Origin of the sequence: Stenotrophomonas sp. yr243 (genome assembly GCF_900184195.1) — a bacterium.
GTDB lineage: Bacteria > Pseudomonadota > Gammaproteobacteria > Xanthomonadales > Xanthomonadaceae > Stenotrophomonas > Stenotrophomonas lactitubi.
In genome coordinates this window covers 89446-109328 of record NZ_FXWT01000004.1, presented here as the reverse complement: position 1 = coordinate 109328, position 19883 = coordinate 89446, and the positions used below count along the sequence as shown (strand labels likewise).

Sequence of the window (19883 nt, the reverse complement as noted above, 5' to 3'; positions counted from 1 at the left end):
CGTGGTGGGTCGCTAAGAGCGGTTCGTGGGTTGGCCGGGTGGGTGGCTGCGCAAGGGACGCTGCAAGTACGTCCATGTAAGCTCGGTCGCCGCTTGCTCGTGTGCGCTGTCCTGCGCACACGGCAAGACCGGGGTTGGGCGTCCTGCCCAACCCACCCGAGGCATGCCTCGGGCCCATGCGGCTCACGCCCCTGCGCAGCCCACCCACCCGGCCACGGACACATTTCGTCAGCGCCTCACCACGCAAGAGAAAAGAAAAGCGAAAGCAACAGCGGGTCGCTGCGCTCGCACGTTCTGCTCTCTGTGGTGCCGGCCGCTGGCCGGCAACCCCGGCAACCCCGTCACCGTTGATCGACGCCTATGCCCAGGCCTTCGGACGGGCCCACAGCCAGGCTGCACACACCGCCAGCAGCAGCAACGGCAACCAGGCCAGGTGCTGTGCACCGCTGGCCTGCAGCATCAGGCCGCCGCCCACGCCACCGGCGGCGATGGCGAGGTTCCAGCCCGTCACCAGCATCGATTGCGCGAGGTCGGCAGCGGCGCCGGCGCGGCGGGCCAGTGCGGTCTGGAACAGGGTTGGCACGGCACCGAACGCGACGCCCCACAGGATCGTCACCAGCAGCAGCACACCCGGCACGCCCGGCCACAGCAGCAGCGAAACCACCGCCATCACGAAGCCGATCACGCTGGCCCATACCAGGGTGCGCAGATGGCGGTCCACGCCCCAGCCGGCAATGGCGATACCCACGATCGCGGAGATGCCGAACGCGAGCAGCAGCCGGTCCAGCCAGCCACCCGCACCCGCCTGCACTGCCAACGGCTCGATGTAGGTGTACAGCACGTTGTGCGCCAGCACGTACAGCACCATCACCAGCAGCGTGCTGCGGATGCCGGGCATGCGCCAGACCGAACCCAGCGACATGCGCCGGCCTGCGCCGGCCGCCGGCAACGCGGGCAACGCCCAGCGCGCGTAGCCGAGCAGCAGCACCGCCAGCACGCTCATCAACGCGAACGCCCAGCGCCAACCGATCTGCTGGCCCAGCAAGGTACCTGCCGGCACCCCCAGCGACAGCGCCAGCGGCGAGCCGATCATCGCCACCGCGATCGCCCTGCCCTGCAGTTCCGGCACCACCATGCGCGCGGCATAGCCAGCCACCAGCGACCACAGCAGGCCCGCGCCCACGCCGGCCAGGAAGCGCGCCACCAGGGTCAGCACGTAGTCATGGCTGAGCGCGGTCACGGTGTTGACCACCATGAAGCCAGCAATCGCCGCCAGCAGCAGCGGACGACGCGGCAGGCGCTGGGTCAGCGCGGTCATCGGCAACGCAGCCAGCACCGAGCCCAGTGCATACACGCTGACCAGTTGTCCTGCCGCCGCGTCGCTGACGCCGAGACTCTCGCCCATCGGCCGCAGCACGCCGGCGGGCAGCGTTTCGGTCAACAGGGTGATGAAGCCACCACCGGCCAAGGCCAGCAGGCCACGCCACGGCAGGCGCGTTGCCTCACCGGCCGGTGCCCCGGCATCGATCGCGTGGCCGCTCATCGCGCCGTCTCCAGATCGGCATACACCGCATCGCGCAGTTCATCCACGAACGCGCCATGCATGCCTTCGTACAGCGTATTGGTCAGCGCGACCACGCTCAGGCCGCGCGCTGGATCGACGAACCAGCTATGGCCGTAGGCACCGCCCCAGCGCCATGTGCCCACGGTCTGTGGTGTGCCGCTGGCTGCGGCATCACGCAGCACGGCAAAGCCCAGGCCGAAGCCCCAACCGGGTGGATCGATCGGTCCCAGTTCGCCCAGCTGCGGCGTTCCTATCTGTGCCATCAAGCTGTCCGGCAGCAGCTGTGAGACACGCGAATCGCGCAGTGCCTCCAGCACGGCCATCACCTCGTCAGCGGTACCCACCAGCCCTGCACCGGCCGACGGATAGCGGTGCGGATCGGTCGCACGGGCCAGGCTGTATTCGATGCCCACCGAGCCCTCGAACGCCGGCACCACCTCGCCCTCCTGCAAGCGATGCGGCTGCGGTACGTCACTGACATACGGCGTCGCCAGGCGACTGCCCTCGCCGGTGGCGAACGCGGTATCGCGCAGGCCCAGCGGCTGCGCCAGCAGCCGGTCGAACAACGCCTGCAATGTCTCGCCTGTCGCCGCTTCAGCCAGCGCGCCGGCCACGTCCACGCCCAACGAATACAACCACTGGCTGCCCGGTGCGAACAGCAACGGCACCTGTGCGATGCGCTGCACGTTCTGCTGCAGCGTCACCGCGCTCGCGTCCATGCCATCACTTACGCCCGCCTGCGCGTAAGGGCCCTCGGCATCGGCTTCCAGAAAGCGGTAGCCCAGCCCGCTGCTGTGGCTGAGCAACTGGCGCAGGCTTATCGATGGCTGGCTGCCATCGGCCAGTGCCGGGCGGAACGCCGGCAACCAGCGCTGCACTGGCGCGTCCAGGTCGAGCACGCCCTCGGCCACCAGGCGCAGGATCACCGTGGTCAGCAGCGGCTTGCTCACAGAAGCCAGCCGGAACAGCTGGTCGCGGCGCATCGGTGTATTCGATTCACGATCGGCCAGGCCACTGGCGCTGGCATGGCGAAGCACGCCGTGTTCGCGCACCAGCACCACCGCACCGACCAGGCGCTGCGGGTGCACGGCCTGCAGCAGCGCGCTCACCGCGGGCAGTGCCGGTGCAGTTTCAACAGGAAGGGCGAGTGTCATCGGGGTGATCCGTGGGGAGAGGCCCGCCACGGTAGGCAGCTTCGGCGCCCGCAAAAAGCGGGGCCGGGCTCCGCGCATCATGGACTGCAAGTTCCGCAATCGGCATCATGCCCGGAACCACTGGGCCGCACCGACCCGCCAGGCACCCGCACCGCACTGTTGCACCGGCTGCGTCACCGCGCATGCCGACCGCCGCCTACCCTGCCCTCTTTCGCAGCGACCTTCCCCATGTCCGTCCTCGACAACCTGGCCAACCTGCAGACCTTCGTCCACGCTGCGGACACCCGCAGCTTCGTCGAGACCGGCCGCGTACAAGGCATCTCCGCCTCGGCCGCCGGCAAGTGCGTGGCCCGGCTGGAACAGGCGCTCGGTGTACGCCTGTTCCACCGAAGCACGCGCAGCATCACCCTCACCGCCGAGGGCCAGCTGTTCCTGGCACGCTGCCGGCGCATCCTCGACGAGCGCGACGCCGCACGCACCGAACTGGCCCAGCAGCATGCAACCCCCAGCGGCACCCTGCGCATCAGCCTGCCCCTCGTAGGCGACCTCACCCTGCCGTTGATGGCGGAGTTCATGGCCGCCTATCCCGACATCCGCCTGGAGCTGGATTTCTCCGATCGACTGGTCGACGTCATCGAAGAGGGATTCGATGCCGTGCTGCGTGTCGGCGAGCCCAGCGATTCACGCCTCACTGCACGTCGCCTCGGTGTGTTTCCACGCCGCATCGTTGCGTCGCCGGCCTACCTGCAACGGCATGGCACACCGCAGGTGCCGGCCGACCTGCTGCGGCACCGCCTGCTGCATTACCGCTTCCCCAGCAGCGGCAAACTCGAACCGTGGCCGATCCTCTGGCCCGAGGGCGACACGGCACAGGAACTGCCGGTGCACCTGGTCGCCAACACCATCGAGGCGCGGGTGGCACTGGCACTGCGCGACGGTGGCCTGGCGTTCGTGCCGGTGCATTCGGTACGCGATGCACTCGCTGACGGCCGGCTGGTCACCGTGCTTGATGAGCACGTGCATTCCTGCGGCACGTTCCACCTGCTGTGGCCGTCGGGCCGCCACGTACTGCCGAAGCTGCGGGTGTTCATCGAATTCGTCGGCGCGCGGCTGGATACGGTGCCGTAACGCGGCGCAGCGGCCGCGACCATTCAGCTCGCAGCGCTATACTGTCCGCTCATTCCTCATAGAGGCTCGCGACCAATGCGCCAGTGATGCCGCCGTCTTCGCACTAGACGGCCCGACTCTTCCCGCCCCTGCGCGCAGGGGAGAACCAGGCATCCATGGAGGTCGCATGACTTCGCATTCCCTCACGCTCGATCGCGTGTCGTATCGGTTGGCCGATGGCCGACCGCTGTTTTCCAATCTGTCCTTTTCCTTCGAGCCGGTGGCCACCGGTCTGGTCGGCGCCAACGGCGTCGGCAAGAGCGTGCTCGCGGGCCTGCTCGCCGGTCAGCTGTCGCCCGACGAGGGCCACGTGCACCGCAGTGGCCAGGTATTCCTGTTGCCCACACCCGGCTATCCGCCGAGTGGCACGGTCGGCGAACTGGCCGGCGTAGGCGCCGAACTGGCGGCACTGGCACGCATCGAAGCAGGCAGCGTCGATGCAGCCGACTTCACCTGCATCGGCGACCGCTGGAACCTGCGCGAACGCCTGCAACAGCAGTGGCAGGCAATGCAGCTGCCGGCCGACCTTGATCCCGCGCAGCCCGCCGCGCGACTCAGTGGTGGCCAGGCGATGCGGGTCGCCCTGTCCGGCGCATGGGCCAGCGGCGCGGACTGGCTGATCCTCGACGAGCCGAGCAATCACCTCGACGCCCATCATCGCCGCCAGCTGTATGCACAACTGCAGCAATGGCAGGGCGGCCTGCTGGCGATCAGCCACGACCGTGGCCTGCTCTCGCAGATGTCGCAGATCGTCGAACTGGATGCGCACGGCCTGCAACGTTATGGCGGGCCGTGGCAGCACTATGCCGACGCGCGTGCCGCCGAACGCGAGGCCGCCGCCGCCCAGCTTGACCACGTCCGCGCCCAGCACCGGCAGCAGCAACGCAGCGCGCGCGAGCAGCACGAGCGCCAGCAGCAGCGCCAGGCACGCGGCAACCGTGCGGCACGCGAGGCCAACCAGGCTCCGATCCTGCTTGGTCTGCAGAAGCAGCGCGCCGAAGCCAGCCACGGGCGCGCGCAGCAGATCCAGAGCGATCGCCTGCAGGCCAGCGCTGCGCAGGTACGCGCCGCCGCAGCAGCGGTGCACGTGGCGCCGGAACTGGCGTTGTTCAGTGGCGAAGGCGAGCGTGGCCAAGCCCGTTTGCTGCAGGCGCATGACCTGGTGCTGCCGCGCGGCTGTCGGGCGCCGCTGCAGCTGGAGATCCGTCGGGGCCAGCGTGTTGCCGTGGTCGGCGACAACGGCAGCGGCAAGTCGACGCTGTTGCGCGTGCTGGCCGGCGAGCTGCCCGCAGACAGTGGGCAGGTGCAACGGCATGCGCCCTTGGCGCTCCTCGACCAGCAGCTGCTGAATCTACGCAGCGAAGAGAGCATTCTCGACGCGGTGCAGGCTGCCCATCCCACGGCCGATCCGGCTGAGCTGCGCACGCGGTTGGCGTTGCTGGGCCTGGATGCACAGCGCATCCAGCGCCCGGCCAGCAGCCTCAGCGATGGCGAGCGGGTGAAAGGTGCGCTGGCCAGCGCGCTGTATGCCGATCCGGCCCCGCAGCTGCTGTTGCTGGACGAGCCGGGCAACGCGCTGGACCTGTCCGCGCTGCAGGCGCTGGAAGAGCTGTTGGCGGCATGGCCGGGGGCGTTGCTGATGGTCAGCCATGACACCCACTTGCTGCAGGCCCTACGGCCGACGCAGGTGCTGCAGGTCGGTGATGCAGGTTGGCAGTGGCGCGATGCGTTGTAGAGCCGAGCCCATGCTCGGCTCCTGCCGGCTGGCATCCACGCATGGCGTGGATCTACTGCCAGCCGAGCATTCATCCACGCATGGCGTGGATCTACTGGCTGGCAATGCGTCCACGTCCATCGGAAGCGATGAGCTGTAGAGCCGAGCCCATGCTCGGCTCCTGCCGGCTGGCATCCACGCATGGCGTGGATCTACTGGCTGGCGGAGCATTCATCCACGCATGGCGTGGATCCACTCATCCACGCTTCCACACCGGGAACGTCTGCGGCATCTGCTGCCACAGCAGGGGGCCGGCCTGCAGTTCGTCGTCGTTGAGCAGGCACGCATCCAGTGCTGACCGCACCGCGCACTCGTCCATGTGCACGCCGATCACCACCAGTTCCTGCCGGCGGTCACCCCACAGCGGGTGCCACAGGCGTGCCATCGCCGAGTGCGCCTCCGCGTCCGGGAATTCCTGTGCATCGGGCAACGGCGCGCTCCAGCAGTCGGCCTGCTGCCGTGCCCAGCCCAGATCGCTGTAAGGCAGTGGCGTTGGAGGCAGCAGCGGCGTGGTGTCTTCCTGGCCCGCGCGCACACGCTCGCGCGCCGCATACCAGAAGCCCGCCGCCTGCGTGCGCGTGGCCGCGCCCACACTGTTCAACTCACCCACCCAATCCATGCGGTTGGCCAGCCAGAACCAGCCTTTGCTGCGGATCACCCCGGGCATGCCGTGCTGCAACGTGCGTGCGAAGCGTGCCGGGTGGAACGGCCGTCGCGAGCGGTACACGAAGCTGGCAATGCCGTATTCCTCGGTTTCCGGCGTGTGCTCGCCGCGCAGCTCCTTCACCCATCCCGGGGCCTGCTGCGCGCGCTCGAAATCGAAGCGGCCGGTATCCAGCAGCTCGGCAAGCGGTACGTCGCCGAAGCTGGACAGCAGCAGCTTCGCATCGCGGTTCAACCCGCGCAGCACCGCCAGCGTGTCCTGCAGCAGCTCCTCTTCCACCTGGTCCACCTTGCTGACCACGATCACGTCGGCGAACTCCACCTGCTCGCACAGCAGGTCGACGACGCCGCGGTCATCGTCCGGCCCCGCCTGCTGGCCACGTTCGGCCAAGCGCAGCGTCGAACCGAAATCGTCCAGGAAGGCGCTGCCGTCAACCACCGTCACCATCGTGTCCAGCCGCGCGATATCGCTCAGGCTGAAGCCGTGCTCATCGCGCACCGCGAAGGTGGCCGCTACCGGCATCGGCTCGCCGATGCCGGTCGATTCGATCAGCAGGTAGTCGTAGCGGCCGCTGTCGGCCAGGCGCCGGACCTCCTGCAGCAGATCATCGCGCAGCGTGCAGCAGATGCAGCCGTTGCTGAACTCCACCAGCGTCTCTTCGGTGCGACGCAGCTCCGCGCCGCCGTCGCGAATCAGCTGCGCATCGATGTTGACCTCGCTCATGTCGTTGACGATCACCGCCACCCGCAGGCCATCGCGGTTGCGCAGGATCTGGTTGAGCAGGGTGGTCTTGCCGGCCCCAAGGAAGCCGGAGAGCACGGTGACCGGAAGGCGACGGTCGGCGCGGGAAACAGTGTTCATGTCGGAGCGGGTTGGCTGCGGAACGGAAATGTTACTGTATAACAATTGTCGCGCAAGGAACCTCCCCGCATGAAGTCGCCCTCAGCCGCCCTGCTTGATGCCGGTGCCGTCGCCCTGTCCAGCCTGTGCCTGCTGCATTGCCTAGCGCTGCCCCTGCTGGCGGCCGCGCTGCCGCTGTTCGGTGTCTGGGCCGAAGCGGAATGGGTGCACCTGGTCTTCGTGGCCATCGCGCTGCCGATGACCGGCTTCGCCCTATGGCGGGCCGAACGCCGCCATCCCCTGCCCGCTCTGGCGTGGTTGAGCGCCGGCATCGGCCTGGCCCTGTTGATGGCCGGTGCCCTGGCGCTACCCTCGCACGCGTGGGAGACCCCGCTGACGGTCACCGGCAGCCTGCTGCTGGCCGCCACCCACATCTGGAACGCGCGGCACCGGCACCGATAGCGCCACAGGGGTAGTGCCGGCCGCTGGCCGGCAACTGCAGGCTACGTCCGCAGTTCATGAGGTTGCCGGCCAACGGCCGGCATTACCCAGCTATTTGCCGTAGCGGCGCAGCAGCTCCACCAGCACCTCGGCTTCGGCCGCCCGCTGGACCGGGTCTTCCGCGCCCACCACGTGTTCCTGCAGGTGCTCGTGCAGCAGTTCCATCAACAGGCTATGGGCAGCGCCACGCACGGCGGCCACCTGCACCAGCACGTCGGCGCAGTCGCCTGCCTCGCTCTCGGGCGTGTTCAACGCCTGCTCCAACGCCGCCACCTGGCCGCCGATGCGACGGACCCGGGTCAGCAGCTGCTTTCGATTCCGGTGTACATGCGCCATGAGCGGATCATATACCCTATGGGGGTATCCATCCATCACTGCCGCCATGCACCTGGACGCCCTCGCCGCTGCCCGCCGCCACGAACACCGCTTCGACGACGGCAACCCGCTGGCCGAACGCAATACCCGTCGCGCGATGTGGCTCACCGTCAGCATGATGCTGGTCGAGATCGTCGGAGGCTGGTGGTTCAATTCCATGGCCGTGCTCGCCGACGGTTGGCACATGAGCTCGCACGCGCTGGCGCTGGGCCTCTCGGTGTTCGCCTACTGCTTTGCACGCCGCTATGCACACGATCCGCGCTTTGCCTTCGGCACCTGGAAGATCGAGATCCTGGCCGGCTACACCAGCGCCATCGCCCTGCTCGGCGTCGCCGCGCTGATGGCCGTGCAATCGCTGGAACGGCTGTGGGTGCCCGCCCCCATCCACTACAACGAGGCCATCGCCATCGCTGCGGTCGGCCTGGGCGTGAACCTGCTATGCGCGTGGTGGCTGCACGACAGCCCCGGTCACGCGCATCACCATCATGACCACGGACACGGACACGACCATGACGATCATCATGGGCATGACCACGATCACTCCCACGGGCACGACCTCAATCTGCGTTCGGCCTACGTGCACGTGCTGGCCGACGCCGCCACCTCGGTGCTGGCCATCGTCGCCCTGCTGGGCGGCAAACTGCTCGGCCTGACCTGGCTGGATCCGGTGATGGGCCTGGTCGGTGCGGTGCTGGTCACCGTGTGGGCGATCGGTCTGCTGCGCGACAGCGGTCGCATCCTGCTCGACGCGCAGATGGACGCGCCGGTGGTGGCCGAGGTGCGCGAGGTGATCGAGCAGGGCCCGTGGCCGGCACGCCTGGCCGACCTGCACGTGTGGCAGGTGGGGCGCGGCAAGTACGCCGTTGCTGCCTGCGTGGTCACCAGTGATGCCACGCTCGACCCGGATACCGTGCGCCAGGCCTTGGCGATCCATGAAGAGCTGGTGCACGTGACAGTGGAGATCCACCGCAGCGCGTGACGCCAGCGTGCCGCGGTTCTTGCCGAAAATCTGTACCGGGCGCCACCGCGTACTGCCTACACTGGCCGCACCTGCCCCGTAGGGACATCCCATGCGCGCGCTCCGCCTGCTGCTGCCCGGTGCCCTCCTGCTGCTGGTGGCCTGTTCCGGCGACACCCAGCTGCCGTTCTCCTCCGACCCGATGCTCGGCTGCTTCGCCACCAGCCCGCGCAAGTCCGCCGAGTTCCGTATCGAAAAGGAAGGAAGCCAGTACTTCGTGTCCTTCGAGCGCGACGGCCAATGGCAACGCGAACCCAACGCGCTGTACAAGGCCAGCCGCAGCGACATCCAGCAGTACTTCCGCGATGACGCCGACCAGATCGACAGCGCACTGATCCGCATGGCCGGCGGCTTCGGCATCTTCCACGTCAAGGACGGCGCCACGTTGAAGGCTCGCGCACGCGACAGCGACTACATGGCCCTGCTGTTGATCGGGGCGGGGCCGGTGTATGCGGTGAAGTGTCAGTAGCGGCCAGATTGCAATTCTTCGCATGGCGTCAGCGATGCCGCTCGCACACGCTGCCGGTTTCGAGGAGGAATACCCATGCTCTCTCTTCTCCTGCTGGCCGCTGGCACCGCAAAGACCCAGGGTGCCTATGACGAGGTGCGTGAGACCGATGACGGCAAGGTCGTGGTGATGCGCACCTTTGACTGGGAAATCGAAGGGGAACGCACCGAGCGTGTAACCGTGCACTGGTTGCTGCGGGAAGACGGCAGCATGCGCTACGACTTCGACCGGCAGCCAGCCGCCACCCAGGATGCCCATCGCCGTTCGTGCGCGTTGCAGGGCATGCAGCCCTCACGAGGCGTCGGCATGATCTCAGGAGAAGGAACCATCCACGGATTCAGCTGCATCGACCTGCGGTAGCGCCGCGCCCATGCCCGGCTCGGCTGCACAGCGCCTGCGGTACCATGCCCTCCCCCGAACCACCCCTGTACCCACCGTGCCCCACTACTCCGGCCCCCTGCTGACCCGCGACAGCGCTGACACCCTGCGCCGTGCCCATGACAAGGGCGCCGCCGAATGGCAGGGCTCGCTCGACCTGGGGCGCAACGAAGAGGCGGCGCAGCTGGACGCCGAGGGTTTCACCTTCCGCGGCCAGCACTACCCGTGGCCGGACAAGCTGAAGGACCGCACCCTGTACTACTGGGATGGCGAGGAGTTCTCCGCCATCTCCCGCTTCAGCGGCTCGCTGATCAAACTGGTGCCGACCGAATGGGGCGCACCGACCTTCGAGATCGACGGCATCAAGATGCTGCCGACCTCCAAGCTGTCGCCGTTCGAGGACGCGCGCCGCAAGGTCGAGCTGGTCGCCCCGGCCGGCAAGATCATCCTCGATACCTGCGGTGGCTTGGGCTACTTCGCCGCGTGTGCATTGGAGGCCGGCGTCGGCCAGATCCGCTCGTTCGAAAAGAACGCCGACGTGATGTGGCTGCGCACGCTCAACCCGTGGTCGCCCGATCCGGATTCAGCTGCCGCTGGCGGTCGCCTGCACTTCAGCCACGGCGACGTGTCGCAGCAGATCGAACAGGTGGCCAGCAACAGCGTCGATGCGATCCTGCACGACCCACCGCGCTTCGGCATCGCCGGCGAACTGTACTCACAGGTGTTCTACGACCACCTCGCCCGCGTCATCCGCAAGGGGGGGCGCCTGTTCCACTACACCGGCGCGCCGAACAAGCTGACCAGCGGCCGCGACGTGCCACGTGAAGTGGCCAAGCGCCTGGAAAAGGCAGGTTTCAAGGCCGAGCTGGCGCTGGACGGCGTGCTGGCCGTCAAGCGCTGAGCCTCACTCGCCTTCCACCTTGGCCAGCTTCATCACCCACTTCGGCACTTCCGGCTCGCCGGCGTAGAATTCCTTGGGCTTGTTCTCGGCCATCGCCCAGCGGTGCAGCCAGCTCGGCCCATAGCGACCGCTGTAGCCCTCAGCACCACGCGCATAGGCAGGGTCGCGCACCGCCTCCTGCAGTGACACGAAGCGATAGCCACGACGCTTGGTGGCCGCCACCAGCTCGGCGAAGGTCGCCGCATTGAGTTCGTTGGCATGCATCAGCCACACCTGCGGCACCGCATACCCCAGCAGCGCCAACGACTGCTTCTCGTAGTAATCGACCTTGTTCAGCATGTACGGCACATAGCCCTTGCGCAGGCTCGCCAGGGTCGCCTCGCGCTCGGGTAAATCGGGCTGCTCGTTCATCACGTTGGCATAGGCGAAGGCCCACACCCACTCACCGTTGTCGACCGTCACCGGTGCAACGCGGTAGCCGTGCTGCTTGAAGAACGCGTCCATGGCCGCGCGATCTTCCGGCGTGCGGCCGGCGCGCAGATACGGATGGCGCATCCACTGTGGCGTCTGCCCGCGTTCGGCCAGCAGCGGTCGCAGCACCTGCTCGCCGCGCAGGAAATCCTGCTGGAATGCCGGCACGCCCTTGGCATTGAGGTCCATGTGCGACCAGGTGTGGTTGCCCAGCTCGTAGCCGGCATCCAGCCAGTCGCGCAGCATCTGCACGCGCGCCGGCTGCACCTGGCCATCCACTTCCAGCTTGTTTTCGTTGACGAAGCCGATCACTGGCACCTCAGCCTGGCGCAGCTGTGCCATCAACGCAGCATGACGCGCCTGCAGATCGGCCGGAACGATCTCATCCAGGCGCGCCCAGGGCAGATCGTCAATGGTCACCGCAATGCGCCGATCGACCTCGGCAGCGTGGACGGTGAGTGACAACAGCAGCAACGGCAACGCACGCAGGAGCAGACGCATCGGTACATCCATGAGATGGGATGCAACGACTGTAACGCGATTGAGGCTTGCAGCCGAGTGTGGGCAGGCGTCGCGGCGCCGGGCCGAGTCAGTCGGCGATGTACTTCGGCAGCACGTGGTCGGTCAACCACACGCCGTTGGCGGAGCGGTAGAAGACATGCCCTTCAGCATGCATGCGCCCGGCGTGCACGCTGAGAATGACCGGTGCACCGCGGCGGGCGCCGACCTGGTGGGCCGTCTCCCGGTCCAGTGACAGATGCACGTGCTGGCGCTCGCCTGCACGCAGACCCTGCTCGCGGATCGAGCCGACGAAGCGCGACACCGTTCCGTGGTACAGCCACTGCGGCGGCTCGACCGGCACCAGTCCAAGATCGACCGTGATTGAATGCCCTTGGTTCGCGCGGATACGATGGCCATCATCGCTCAGTGCAAAGCGTTGCTTGTTGCAGGTCGCCACGATGTGCTGCAGTCCGGCATGATCGAGCGTCTGCCCATGTGCAGCCAGCTTCTGCAGGAGCTCGTCGACGTTGGCCCAGCCCTGGCCGTCCAGGATCAACCCGATTTTTTCGGGTTCATGGCGCAGCACCAGGCTGAGGAACTTGCTGGTGTGCTTGGATGAAGTTTCCGTATTCATCCGCATAGAGTGCCGCAGAAGCGTCGGTCGGTGCCAGTCAGCGGCCCGCGCGAGAGTCAGAGCCGGGTCAGCTGCGAGGTGGTGCGCCACAGCCACACACCAACCACCATCGCGGCCAGCAACAGCCCACACAGGATGATGGCCAGCGCGTCAGGTGCGTGCGGCGGCATCAGCTCGGCCTTGGCGAACAGCTGCAGCAACCATCGCCGCATCGAGGACGGCAGCGCCTGCCCGTCCGGTGCCAGATCGGTCATGCACGCAGCCGGCAGTGCCGTGGTGATGCCTTCCCACACATGCTCATACAGTCGCAGCATCGCGCTGGCCAGCAGCAGCGCCGCCGCGTGCAGGGCGAGCAGGCCCCACGCACTGCGGCGCAGCGGCGCGTCCACATGCCGCAACCAGTGCACACAGACCAGGAGCGTACCCAGCACGGCGAGCAGCAGCGTTGCCATCGGCAACCAGAACAGCGGCTGCCAGTCATCCAGCGCGCTGGCACGCGCCAGCAGATGCTCGGCCACGTGCAGGCGCGCGGCCGGATCAATACCACCACAGGCCAGCGACAGTGGCTCCAGCAGCAGGTCCACGCAGTGATGGAAGTACCCTGCGGCCAGGCCAACCGACAGCAGCGCCACCACCTGCAGCAGCAACAGCATCAGGCCAGCGCCGAAGAAGCGCCCGAGGCGGGCAGTAAAGGCGGTCATCGGTGTATCCCCAGCAAGTGACGCGCATGCTAGCCAAGCCAATCGATGCTGTCGGCTGGCAGATGCGACACCGTCGTCGGTGATGCGCGATCATGTGCGTTCAATGCAGGAGTGTTGGCGATGCTGGGGTTGTATCTGTTCGTGCGTACCGTGCTGCCGGCACTGCTGGGCGGGGCGGTTGCGATGCTGGGCGCGCGGGTGATCAATCGACGGCTGGCCCGTCTACCGCCACGCGTGATTGCCCTGCCTGATGACAGCCTGCTGCCCAGCCCCGCTGCACAGCGGCGTTATCGCCGCCTGCGGCGCCGCAGCCCCGGCCTGAACAGCATCACCCTACCGCCCAAGGTGCCGCGGAGCTGGATCTGGCTGGCAGCAATGGTTTTCATCGGCACGATAAGCCTGGCCGTCTACCTGACGCCCGACGGCCCGCGCTTCCAGGTGATGGTGGAGAGCTTCGTGGGCTATCCCTCCACCGTCATCGAGGTCCGGGCGCCGGTAGAGCAGCAACTGCGCCTGCTGGACACCTGCACGCCGGTACTGCTGCAGACTGTCCGTCCCATCACCATGCGCTATCGCAGGTCCCGAACCGGCAACCCGGTCGAGGTACATGGCGTGCTGCCGGTGCAGGTGCGTCGCCGAGGCACACTGCTGCAGGTGGCCACGGCCCAGCCGGTGGACGTGGCGGCGCTGCGCGATGCCCTGCACGCCTGCAGCACATCGTCCGGCGCTGCACTGACGATGCATGCCCGCACCGTCGCGCCATGGCGGGAATGGGGTTGGCAGCCGTGGCCGGGGCGCAGCAGCCAGTATGGCTTCAACCGCGCGGCAGTTTCGCCGCCCACATGTTGTCCACCAGGTTCGGGTAACGGCGTCCGTTCTCTTCCGCCCGCTGCCGCGCCGCCGCCTTCTGCGCCTCCGTCAGCGGCTGCGTCTTCTGGCCCTTTGGGTTGGGCTTCTTCCAGGGCGGCGTGCGGGCAGTAGTCATGTGCGGATGATGCCGTAGTCGGTGTTACTTCTTCAGGAATTCCAGCAGGGCCAGATTGAAGTCATCGGCGTGGCTGGTGTTGCAGCCATGCGGCGCATGCTTCAGCACCACCACTTCGCTGCCGGCGATGGCGGCGTGCGTACGCTTGCCTGAACCTTCGAACGGCACCGTCGCGTCACTGTCGCCGTGCAGCACCAACGTCGGTACCGTCACCTTCTTCAGGTCCGCACGGAAATCGGTGGTGGCGAACGCCTTCATGCACCCCAGCGCGGCGGTCTGGTCGGACTGATGGGCGAGCGCGATGGCGGCCTGGCGCTCGTCCTCGGTGACCATCAGCTTGCCGTCGGCACTGAAGAAGTCACGCGTGAAGCCGTCAAAGAACGCTTCGCGGTCTTTCTCCAGCCCCTGGCGCATCTCATCGGCCTTTTCCTGGGTCAGCGGCCCGTCCGGGTTGTCCGCGCCCTTCAGCAGGTACGGCGGTACGGCCGAAGCGAACACCACGCTGTGCAGGCGATCCTCACCATGGTTCGCGATGTAGCGCGCCACCTCGCCACCGCCCATCGAGAAGCCGACCAGGGTGACATCGCGCAGGTCGCGCTCATCGATCAGGCCGGCCAGGTCAGCGGCCAAGGTGTCGTACTCATAACCATCGGCGGGCTTTTCCGAGCGACCGAAGCCGCGGCGGTCGTAGCTGATCACGCGATAGCCGGCATCGCGCAGCAACGGCACCTGTGCCTTCCAGGATTCGGCCGACAGCGGCCAGCCGTGAATCAGGATCACCGGACGGCCGGTGCCGCCGGTGCCTTCAATGTGCAGGCGGACGGAGGAGGTAGGCATGGGAGCTCCCGAGGAGAATGAGGAATCCAGCCTAGGCACTGGCAACGGAGCCCCCTGTGATGGAATCGGCGCAGGCCATGACATCGCGTACACGGGCACGGGGTTGCATCGGTTCGCACCCGCCAGTACGGCATTGGTCGGGCGCTCCCCGGGTTTCGTCAGCGACCGCTTACGGTGAGACGGCCCCCGTGCCAGTCTGCGCCGGTCCTCAACGGAGCCATGCCATGCTGCTCGCCCTGCCCCTGCTCGCCGTCGCCGTCGCCGGCACCTCTCCCGCCAGCGACACCCTGCGCGAGCAGATCCGCGCAGCCGACACGCAACTGTTTGCCGCGGCCTTCGATGCATGTGATGCCGACAGGGCCGCCGCGATGACCACCGAGGACATGGAGTTCTTCCATGACAAGGATGGAAAGTCCGCCAGCAGTCGCGCCGACTTCCGCCGCAGCGTGGCCAACCTGTGCGACAACGCGCGCAAGGGTGGCTGGCACCTGCGGCGCGAGCTGGTGGAGAGCTCGCTGCAGGTCTTTCCGCTGCAGGATGATCGCGCACTGGAAATCGGCGACCACCGCTTCCATGAGCGCGGCACCGATGGCGTCGAACGCTGGACCGGCCAGGCTCGTTTCATCCAGGTCTGGCGCCGGGTGAACGGTCAATGGCAGGCTGAGCGCGTGATCAGCTACGACCACCGCCCAGCGGACAAATGATCGTCAGCGCCGCAACGCCCGCTCAGTCACGCAGGTTGATGGCGCGCGTGAGCATCCAGCAGCCGTAACGTCGCGCGAAGGTGTAGGTGTCTCGCTCGGTCTCGCTGCCGAAGGTTACGCGCTGCCCGTTGTCATCGATCAGCTCTATCTGCGTGGGTGCGTTATACGTGCCCGCGCGCATGCGCTCCAGCGCGACCGGGTCACGGCTGGCCGGTGAAGGCACGAACACATCGAACTCCGCGAGGTAGCGGTAGCTGAAACGCTTCAACCGCGCGGCGCCCTGTTCCAGCACGACGTGCGTGGGCGCCAGCCCCTCGTGGTCATCGCGCAGGGTGTGCATGGGCACTTCGTACTCCAGCGGGTCGGAGGTATAGCGCAGGCGCACCCGGTCGTCGGCCGGGTCGGCAAAGCGTTGCAGGAAACGGGTGAAGTCCTGCGATGGGCAGGCGGGATCGTCCGCTGCTACCGGCGTGTCAGCCACCGCAGCACCTGCGCAGGCCCACAGCCCCACGCCCAGCAGCAACCGCGCGGCCGCCTGTCCCCGTATCCGGATTGTCTCCCCGTGCACCACGTTTTCCCCCGCTGCCATTGCACCGGACGCCATCCCCTGCGTCACCGGGCCACAGGCTAGCAACAAAGCCGTTACCGGCGCAGCCCGCGACCGTTTTACACTGGCAGCATCCGGCCACACGGTAGCGGCCACATGGAGCCCCCAATGACCCCTGACGATTCCCTCCACCAGCAGATCCGCCAGAACGTGGCCGCACTGGACGAGAAGCACGGCCGCGCGTTCGATGCCACCAGCGAGAACGTGGCAGCCAGCCTGGCCGTCAAGGCCCGTGAACAGGGCCTGGAACGCGCCGACCACGTGGTGGTGAGCAATGCCACGGCCAACCACCCGGCCGGGCACAACATCTTCGTGGTGCAGGGCGACCCGGCCAACCCGGCGCACCTGCGGGCGATGCTGCCGACCGCCGAGGCCGCGCAGACGCCGGCTCAGGAGTCATTGCAGAAACTGGGGTTGGGTGGGCAGCAGCCGGTGCAGGCTGAGCAGCAGACGCTGGATGCACAGGCGCAGGATCAGCAGCAGAACCCTGCGCTTCGCATGGGGTGAACACCGCCAGGCGTGGATGACTCCGACGCCGGTGGCATGGGCCGCTCTCAGCCCATTCGCGGCTGGGCCTGTTGCGTCTGCTGTTGCAGCTGATCTTCCTGCGCGACGCGGCTGGACTCACGGCCCTGATGCTGCACGCTGGCTTGCTGGTACACCTCTTCAACCGTGCCCTGCTGGGCATCGGCCAGCGAAAGCCGCTGGCGGTTCGCCGCGGGATCCGGTGACGCGGTGTCGCCCGTGCGCTGCAGGAAGACGTAGCCCGGCGAATCCGCCGCGCCGCCGCTGCTGAAGGCCACCTGCAAGGTATCGCGTTCGGTGTAGCCCCCCTGCACCGCCAATCGCGTCAGGTGGCCCGCCAACAGCTCGGGCTGTTGTCCCGGCGGCAGCCCCTGCCGCTCGGCCGCCTCCCCCAGCGCCGCCCGCACCCGCTGGTCGAGCAGATGCAATGCGTCACCCGGCACACGCGCGTCGTTGGCCACCCGCTCGCCACTGCGCTCGCCGATGTCGTCGTTGTCGCTCAGCAGGCGATGCTTCCACGTACGATCGGGCATCGGGTTGGTTTTCGTACCATTGAGTTCACTGTTGGGGAACGGCGGATCGATGCTGTCGACGCCGTGGATGTTACGCAGCGGACGATAACCATCCTTGCCCCCGCCATTGATGTCCAGAGGAATGCGGACATCCGGGAAAAGCTGCCCGGCGGGACCTCCCAGTGCATTCACGTCGATGCTTCTTTTCCGCTCGATGCCCGCGTGGTTCAGCGCTTCCCAGGTGAAGTCCACGCAGTTGTTGCGGACATCCTGGTAGTGCTTGCTGAAGCCAAACCCCTCGGGATCTTTGCCGAAGGCGTCGAGCTTCTTGTATTGCTCCTCGCTGATTTCGAGCGTCCGGGTGTATCGCGGATCCTTATAGATCAGATCATCTTTCTTCACGATGTCGCCCGGCCCATTGATGTCGCCATGCACCACAGGTGCAAAGCCGTAGCTCTGGGGAGGCACACCCGTAGCGTGCAGGACGTAGAACATGTGCCCCGGCGCGGAAGTCTGCAGAACACCATCCACAACCTCCTGCTTACCGGTCGAAAGATCAAGCAGAGGGGTCCCGGGTGCCGCAATGACGATATCTACGGTGTAGCGTGGCTTGTCCATAAGATTGTTCCTTCAGTTCCTTCCAAGGGATGTAGATAGAGCTTACTTACCAACGGGTCGTGCAGCGTGGACGCGAAGACGAGCCGAATACTCGCCCAGTTCCGGGATCGCTTTGACGGTGCGAACCTGCACTCGATAGCGGTTGTCGCTCTGCAGGGGCAAGGCAACGACACTCAGCATGTACTGCCCGCCGCTACCTGACCGCAACATTGCATAGCGCCAGGTGTCCGACGTATGCCACACAGGAAGCGGCTGACCTGCGTTGAGTGCTAGTGCTTGGTAATTGTCGTAGGTAGGCACATCCTTCCAAGCCCCGCCTGTCCAGCGCTGCAGGACCACTTCGAACGGAATGTTCAAGCGCTCCAAGTCCGGCGCATCCGCGCTGTACGGTCTTTGGCGTTGCATCTCGAGTTCCAACGCATGAATGCGGCTGGGAGTGAAATTTCGTCCGTTCATCTCGAACTCGAAAATCACCTCTTGGCCCGGCTGATCCACAGCAATCGGCTGGGCGAGATCCAGCGGCTCGGGTGGGACAGGATCACGGCTGGAACAGGCGCCCAGCACGGTGCTCAAGATGATCAACAGGCCGACGCGCAGCCAGCGATGGATACCCAGCATGATTCAGCCCCTTTGGCTCCCTGCCATGGGCTTCAACCCTAGCGGGTTGGCGGTGGGCACTGCAACCGGGCAAAGAAAAAGGCAGGGTCTACACCCTGCCTTCTTCACGCGTCAGGACGCCGGGCGCGGCCCAGCGTCATCGCATCACAGCTGGATCCGCGCCACGCTCTCTTCCGAGCCCTTGGCATCCTTCTCGCCGTTCTTGATGCTCACGTACAGCACGTTGTTCTTCGCATCCAGCGCCAGGCTGTTCGGGTGCGTCGGCACGGCGTAGGTGGCCACCTTCTGGTAGCTGTCGCTGTTGTACGCGGTCACCGTACCGGCCTCGCGGTTGGTCACGTACAGACGCTTGCGCGGTGCATCCAGCAGGATGCCCAGCGGGCCGGCGTCGGTCGGGATGCTGGCCAGTTCCTTGCCGTTGCTGCGGTCGAGCACCAGCACGCGCTGGCCCGGGTGCTTGCTGACCAGCCCGCTGCTCTTGGCCTGGTAACCACGCAGCATTTCCGAGCCCTGATCGGTCACGAACAGGCGCTTGCCGGCCGGATCCAGCGCGATGTTCATCGGCTGCTCGGCGGCGATCTTGTGCTGGGTCTCCACCTTGTTGGAGTCGGTGCCGACCACCACCAGATCGGCCAGCAGGTTGCTGGTGTACACGCGCTTGTTGGCGGCATCCAGCGCCAGGCCCGGCGCCTTGGCATTGCCCAGGCCCGGAATGGTGTTGATCACCTTCAAGGTGTTGGTATCGATCACGAACAGCACGCTGCTCACATCGGGCTGGCTGCTGTGGCCGGTCACGTACAGCCGGTTGGCGGCGCTGTCGACCACCAGCTCACGCAGGTCGTGGGTGTAGGCGGCCTTGCCGTCCTTGCCGGTCTTCTTCTCCATCAGCTGCACGGTGCCGATGGCCTTGTTCTGTGCGGTGTCGACCACGGTCACCGACAGGTCCACGGTGTTGCCCACGTACAGGCGGTTGTGGGCGTCGTCCAGCACCACGCCGAACGCCTTGCGCTCCAGCGGGATGCGGGTTTCCACGGCGAGCGTAGTCGGGTTCAGGCGCAGCACCTGGGCCGGGCCGGCGTCATCACCGAAGCCACCGGACGAGGCAACGAACACCGCGTTCTGCTTGGGGCTGTAAGCCAGCTCGTACAGGCCCTGAGCGACGGCCTGGCGCTGCACGGCGGTGGCGGGGTTGGTTGCCGTGGCGGCGTCAGCGGCGAAGGCGGTCGGAGCGCCAAGGCTCAGCGACACGGCAACGGCCAGCGCGGCCGAACGGAAAAGGGAATTGCGGATCATGCGAGCGTCCTTCAATGGGCACGGAGGGTGTCC

At 66.9% G+C, this 19883-nt stretch carries 22 protein-coding genes; 10 read left to right on the top strand and 12 right to left on the bottom strand.

Annotated features, from left to right (window positions below; translation table 11 throughout):
* Nucleotides 1-358: 358 nt before the first annotated feature.
* Together QOL57_RS17500 and QOL57_RS17495 are read right to left on the bottom strand one after the other, a co-directional pair.
* Nucleotides 359-1543 carry an MFS transporter gene (locus QOL57_RS17500; RefSeq protein ID WP_089238376.1) on the bottom strand — a complete coding sequence of 395 codons (1185 nt, stop codon included), beginning with the start codon at nt 1541-1543 and terminating at the stop codon, nt 359-361.
* Nucleotides 1540-2718, bottom strand: a complete 1179-nt coding sequence (locus QOL57_RS17495) for a serine hydrolase domain-containing protein (protein ID WP_089238374.1) — start codon at nt 2716-2718, stop codon at nt 1540-1542. The genes QOL57_RS17500 and QOL57_RS17495 overlap by 4 nt, the downstream gene beginning before the upstream one ends.
* A gap of 228 nt (nt 2719-2946) precedes the next feature.
* On the opposite strand from QOL57_RS17495, the gene QOL57_RS17490 reads away from it, so the two are divergent.
* Nucleotides 2947-3846, top strand: coding sequence for a LysR family transcriptional regulator (locus QOL57_RS17490; protein ID WP_089238372.1), 900 nt, complete (start codon nt 2947-2949; stop codon nt 3844-3846).
* Between the two features lie 166 nt (nt 3847-4012).
* The gene (locus QOL57_RS17485; RefSeq protein ID WP_089238370.1) at nt 4013-5620 is read left to right on the top strand and encodes an ATP-binding cassette domain-containing protein; all 1608 of its coding nucleotides are present in this window, start codon (nt 4013-4015) and stop codon (nt 5618-5620) included.
* Nucleotides 5621-5855: 235 nt separating this feature from the next.
* On the opposite strand, the gene QOL57_RS17480 is transcribed toward QOL57_RS17485, so the two are convergent.
* Nucleotides 5856-7184: a GTP-binding protein gene (locus QOL57_RS17480; protein WP_089238368.1), complete on the bottom strand. Its 1329-nt coding sequence runs from the start codon at nt 7182-7184 to the stop codon at nt 5856-5858.
* A gap of 69 nt (nt 7185-7253) precedes the next feature.
* On the opposite strand from QOL57_RS17480, the gene QOL57_RS17475 reads away from it, so the two are divergent.
* Nucleotides 7254-7625 carry a MerC domain-containing protein gene (locus QOL57_RS17475; RefSeq protein WP_089238366.1) on the top strand — a complete coding sequence of 124 codons (372 nt, stop codon included), beginning with the start codon at nt 7254-7256 and terminating at the stop codon, nt 7623-7625.
* A 90-nt stretch (nt 7626-7715) separates the two neighbouring features.
* Here the strand turns inward: QOL57_RS17475 and QOL57_RS17470 are convergent, their stop codons facing one another.
* Nucleotides 7716-8000 (bottom strand): metal-sensing transcriptional repressor, encoded by a 285-nt coding sequence (locus QOL57_RS17470; RefSeq protein ID WP_089238364.1) that lies wholly within the window; start codon nt 7998-8000, stop codon nt 7716-7718.
* A gap of 46 nt (nt 8001-8046) precedes the next feature.
* On the opposite strand from QOL57_RS17470, the gene dmeF reads away from it, so the two are divergent.
* The 4 genes from dmeF (at nt 8047) to QOL57_RS17450 (ending at nt 10844) form a co-directional block, all read left to right on the top strand.
* A complete protein-coding gene (gene dmeF / locus QOL57_RS17465) occupies nt 8047-9018 on the top strand; it encodes a CDF family Co(II)/Ni(II) efflux transporter DmeF (RefSeq protein ID WP_283401540.1) in 972 nt (323 codons plus the stop codon).
* A 91-nt stretch (nt 9019-9109) separates the two neighbouring features.
* Nucleotides 9110-9526 carry a hypothetical protein gene (locus tag QOL57_RS17460; RefSeq protein ID WP_089238360.1) on the top strand — a complete coding sequence of 139 codons (417 nt, stop codon included), beginning with the start codon at nt 9110-9112 and terminating at the stop codon, nt 9524-9526.
* 75 nt (nt 9527-9601) lie between these two features.
* The gene (locus QOL57_RS17455; protein WP_089238358.1) at nt 9602-9925 is read left to right on the top strand and encodes a hypothetical protein; all 324 of its coding nucleotides are present in this window, start codon (nt 9602-9604) and stop codon (nt 9923-9925) included.
* 76 nt (nt 9926-10001) lie between these two features.
* Nucleotides 10002-10844: an MnmC family methyltransferase gene (locus QOL57_RS17450; protein ID WP_089241156.1), complete on the top strand. Its 843-nt coding sequence runs from the start codon at nt 10002-10004 to the stop codon at nt 10842-10844.
* Nucleotides 10845-10847: 3 nt separating this feature from the next.
* Here the strand turns inward: QOL57_RS17450 and QOL57_RS17445 are convergent, their stop codons facing one another.
* The 3 genes from QOL57_RS17445 to QOL57_RS17435 all read right to left on the bottom strand — a co-directional run bounded on the left by QOL57_RS17445 (nt 10848) and on the right by QOL57_RS17435 (nt 13151).
* Complete coding sequence (locus QOL57_RS17445; protein ID WP_089238356.1) at nt 10848-11816, bottom strand: polysaccharide deacetylase family protein; 969 nt, start codon at nt 11814-11816, stop codon at nt 10848-10850.
* An 88-nt stretch (nt 11817-11904) separates the two neighbouring features.
* The gene (locus tag QOL57_RS17440) at nt 11905-12456 is read right to left on the bottom strand and encodes an RNA 2'-phosphotransferase (RefSeq protein WP_198512184.1); all 552 of its coding nucleotides are present in this window, start codon (nt 12454-12456) and stop codon (nt 11905-11907) included.
* A gap of 50 nt (nt 12457-12506) precedes the next feature.
* On the bottom strand, nt 12507-13151 hold the full coding sequence (locus QOL57_RS17435; protein ID WP_089238352.1) for a hypothetical protein: 645 nt from the start codon (nt 13149-13151) through the stop codon (nt 12507-12509).
* Nucleotides 13152-13271: 120 nt separating this feature from the next.
* Between QOL57_RS17435 and QOL57_RS17430 the strand changes: the two genes are divergently transcribed.
* Nucleotides 13272-14132, top strand: coding sequence for a hypothetical protein (locus QOL57_RS17430; RefSeq protein ID WP_176429853.1), 861 nt, complete (start codon nt 13272-13274; stop codon nt 14130-14132).
* A 28-nt stretch (nt 14133-14160) separates the two neighbouring features.
* Here the strand turns inward: QOL57_RS17430 and QOL57_RS17425 are convergent, their stop codons facing one another.
* The gene (locus QOL57_RS17425) at nt 14161-14973 is read right to left on the bottom strand and encodes an alpha/beta hydrolase (protein WP_089238346.1); all 813 of its coding nucleotides are present in this window, start codon (nt 14971-14973) and stop codon (nt 14161-14163) included.
* Nucleotides 14974-15197: 224 nt separating this feature from the next.
* Here QOL57_RS17425 and QOL57_RS17420 point away from each other — a divergent pair, with 224 nt between their 5' ends.
* Complete coding sequence (locus QOL57_RS17420) at nt 15198-15677, top strand: DUF4440 domain-containing protein (RefSeq protein ID WP_089238344.1); 480 nt, start codon at nt 15198-15200, stop codon at nt 15675-15677.
* A gap of 22 nt (nt 15678-15699) precedes the next feature.
* Here the strand turns inward: QOL57_RS17420 and QOL57_RS17415 are convergent, their stop codons facing one another.
* Nucleotides 15700-16158 carry a hypothetical protein gene (locus QOL57_RS17415; RefSeq protein WP_141134238.1) on the bottom strand — a complete coding sequence of 153 codons (459 nt, stop codon included), beginning with the start codon at nt 16156-16158 and terminating at the stop codon, nt 15700-15702.
* 234 nt (nt 16159-16392) lie between these two features.
* Here QOL57_RS17415 and QOL57_RS17410 point away from each other — a divergent pair, with 234 nt between their 5' ends.
* Nucleotides 16393-16791 (top strand): XVIPCD domain-containing protein, encoded by a 399-nt coding sequence (locus QOL57_RS17410; RefSeq protein ID WP_244900740.1) that lies wholly within the window; start codon nt 16393-16395, stop codon nt 16789-16791.
* 47 nt (nt 16792-16838) lie between these two features.
* Here QOL57_RS17410 and QOL57_RS17405 read toward each other — a convergent pair whose 3' ends face one another.
* The 3 genes from QOL57_RS17405 to QOL57_RS17395 all read right to left on the bottom strand — a co-directional run bounded on the left by QOL57_RS17405 (nt 16839) and on the right by QOL57_RS17395 (nt 19850).
* Entirely contained in the window at nt 16839-17939 is a 1101-nt protein-coding gene (locus tag QOL57_RS17405) for a hypothetical protein (protein WP_089238338.1), read from the bottom strand.
* Between the two features lie 42 nt (nt 17940-17981).
* Nucleotides 17982-18557 (bottom strand): hypothetical protein, encoded by a 576-nt coding sequence (locus QOL57_RS17400; RefSeq protein WP_089238336.1) that lies wholly within the window; start codon nt 18555-18557, stop codon nt 17982-17984.
* Nucleotides 18558-18701: 144 nt separating this feature from the next.
* On the bottom strand, nt 18702-19850 hold the full coding sequence (locus QOL57_RS17395) for a YncE family protein (RefSeq protein ID WP_089238334.1): 1149 nt from the start codon (nt 19848-19850) through the stop codon (nt 18702-18704).
* Nucleotides 19851-19883 lie beyond the last annotated feature (33 nt).

Coding starts and splice junctions, on each gene's coding strand:
- QOL57_RS17500 (WP_089238376.1), bottom strand. CDS start 1,543: ATGAGCGGCCACGCGATCGATGCCGGGGCACCGGCCGGTGAGGCAACG.
- QOL57_RS17495 (WP_089238374.1), bottom strand. CDS start 2,718: ATGACACTCGCCCTTCCTGTTGAAACTGCACCGGCACTGCCCGCGGTG.
- QOL57_RS17490 (WP_089238372.1), top strand. CDS start 2,947: ATGTCCGTCCTCGACAACCTGGCCAACCTGCAGACCTTCGTCCACGCT.
- QOL57_RS17485 (WP_089238370.1), top strand. CDS start 4,013: ATGACTTCGCATTCCCTCACGCTCGATCGCGTGTCGTATCGGTTGGCC.
- QOL57_RS17480 (WP_089238368.1), bottom strand. CDS start 7,184: ATGAACACTGTTTCCCGCGCCGACCGTCGCCTTCCGGTCACCGTGCTC.
- QOL57_RS17475 (WP_089238366.1), top strand. CDS start 7,254: ATGAAGTCGCCCTCAGCCGCCCTGCTTGATGCCGGTGCCGTCGCCCTG.
- QOL57_RS17470 (WP_089238364.1), bottom strand. CDS start 8,000: ATGGCGCATGTACACCGGAATCGAAAGCAGCTGCTGACCCGGGTCCGT.
- dmeF (WP_283401540.1), top strand. CDS start 8,047: ATGCACCTGGACGCCCTCGCCGCTGCCCGCCGCCACGAACACCGCTTC.
- QOL57_RS17460 (WP_089238360.1), top strand. CDS start 9,110: ATGCGCGCGCTCCGCCTGCTGCTGCCCGGTGCCCTCCTGCTGCTGGTG.
- QOL57_RS17455 (WP_089238358.1), top strand. CDS start 9,602: ATGCTCTCTCTTCTCCTGCTGGCCGCTGGCACCGCAAAGACCCAGGGT.
- QOL57_RS17445 (WP_089238356.1), bottom strand. CDS start 11,816: ATGCGTCTGCTCCTGCGTGCGTTGCCGTTGCTGCTGTTGTCACTCACC.
- QOL57_RS17440 (WP_198512184.1), bottom strand. CDS start 12,456: ATGCGGATGAATACGGAAACTTCATCCAAGCACACCAGCAAGTTCCTC.
- QOL57_RS17435 (WP_089238352.1), bottom strand. CDS start 13,151: ATGACCGCCTTTACTGCCCGCCTCGGGCGCTTCTTCGGCGCTGGCCTG.
- QOL57_RS17430 (WP_176429853.1), top strand. CDS start 13,272: ATGCTGGGGTTGTATCTGTTCGTGCGTACCGTGCTGCCGGCACTGCTG.
- QOL57_RS17425 (WP_089238346.1), bottom strand. CDS start 14,973: ATGCCTACCTCCTCCGTCCGCCTGCACATTGAAGGCACCGGCGGCACC.
- QOL57_RS17420 (WP_089238344.1), top strand. CDS start 15,198: ATGCTGCTCGCCCTGCCCCTGCTCGCCGTCGCCGTCGCCGGCACCTCT.
- QOL57_RS17410 (WP_244900740.1), top strand. CDS start 16,393: ATGACCCCTGACGATTCCCTCCACCAGCAGATCCGCCAGAACGTGGCC.
- QOL57_RS17405 (WP_089238338.1), bottom strand. CDS start 17,939: ATGGACAAGCCACGCTACACCGTAGATATCGTCATTGCGGCACCCGGG.
- QOL57_RS17400 (WP_089238336.1), bottom strand. CDS start 18,557: ATGCTGGGTATCCATCGCTGGCTGCGCGTCGGCCTGTTGATCATCTTG.
- QOL57_RS17395 (WP_089238334.1), bottom strand. CDS start 19,850: ATGATCCGCAATTCCCTTTTCCGTTCGGCCGCGCTGGCCGTTGCCGTG.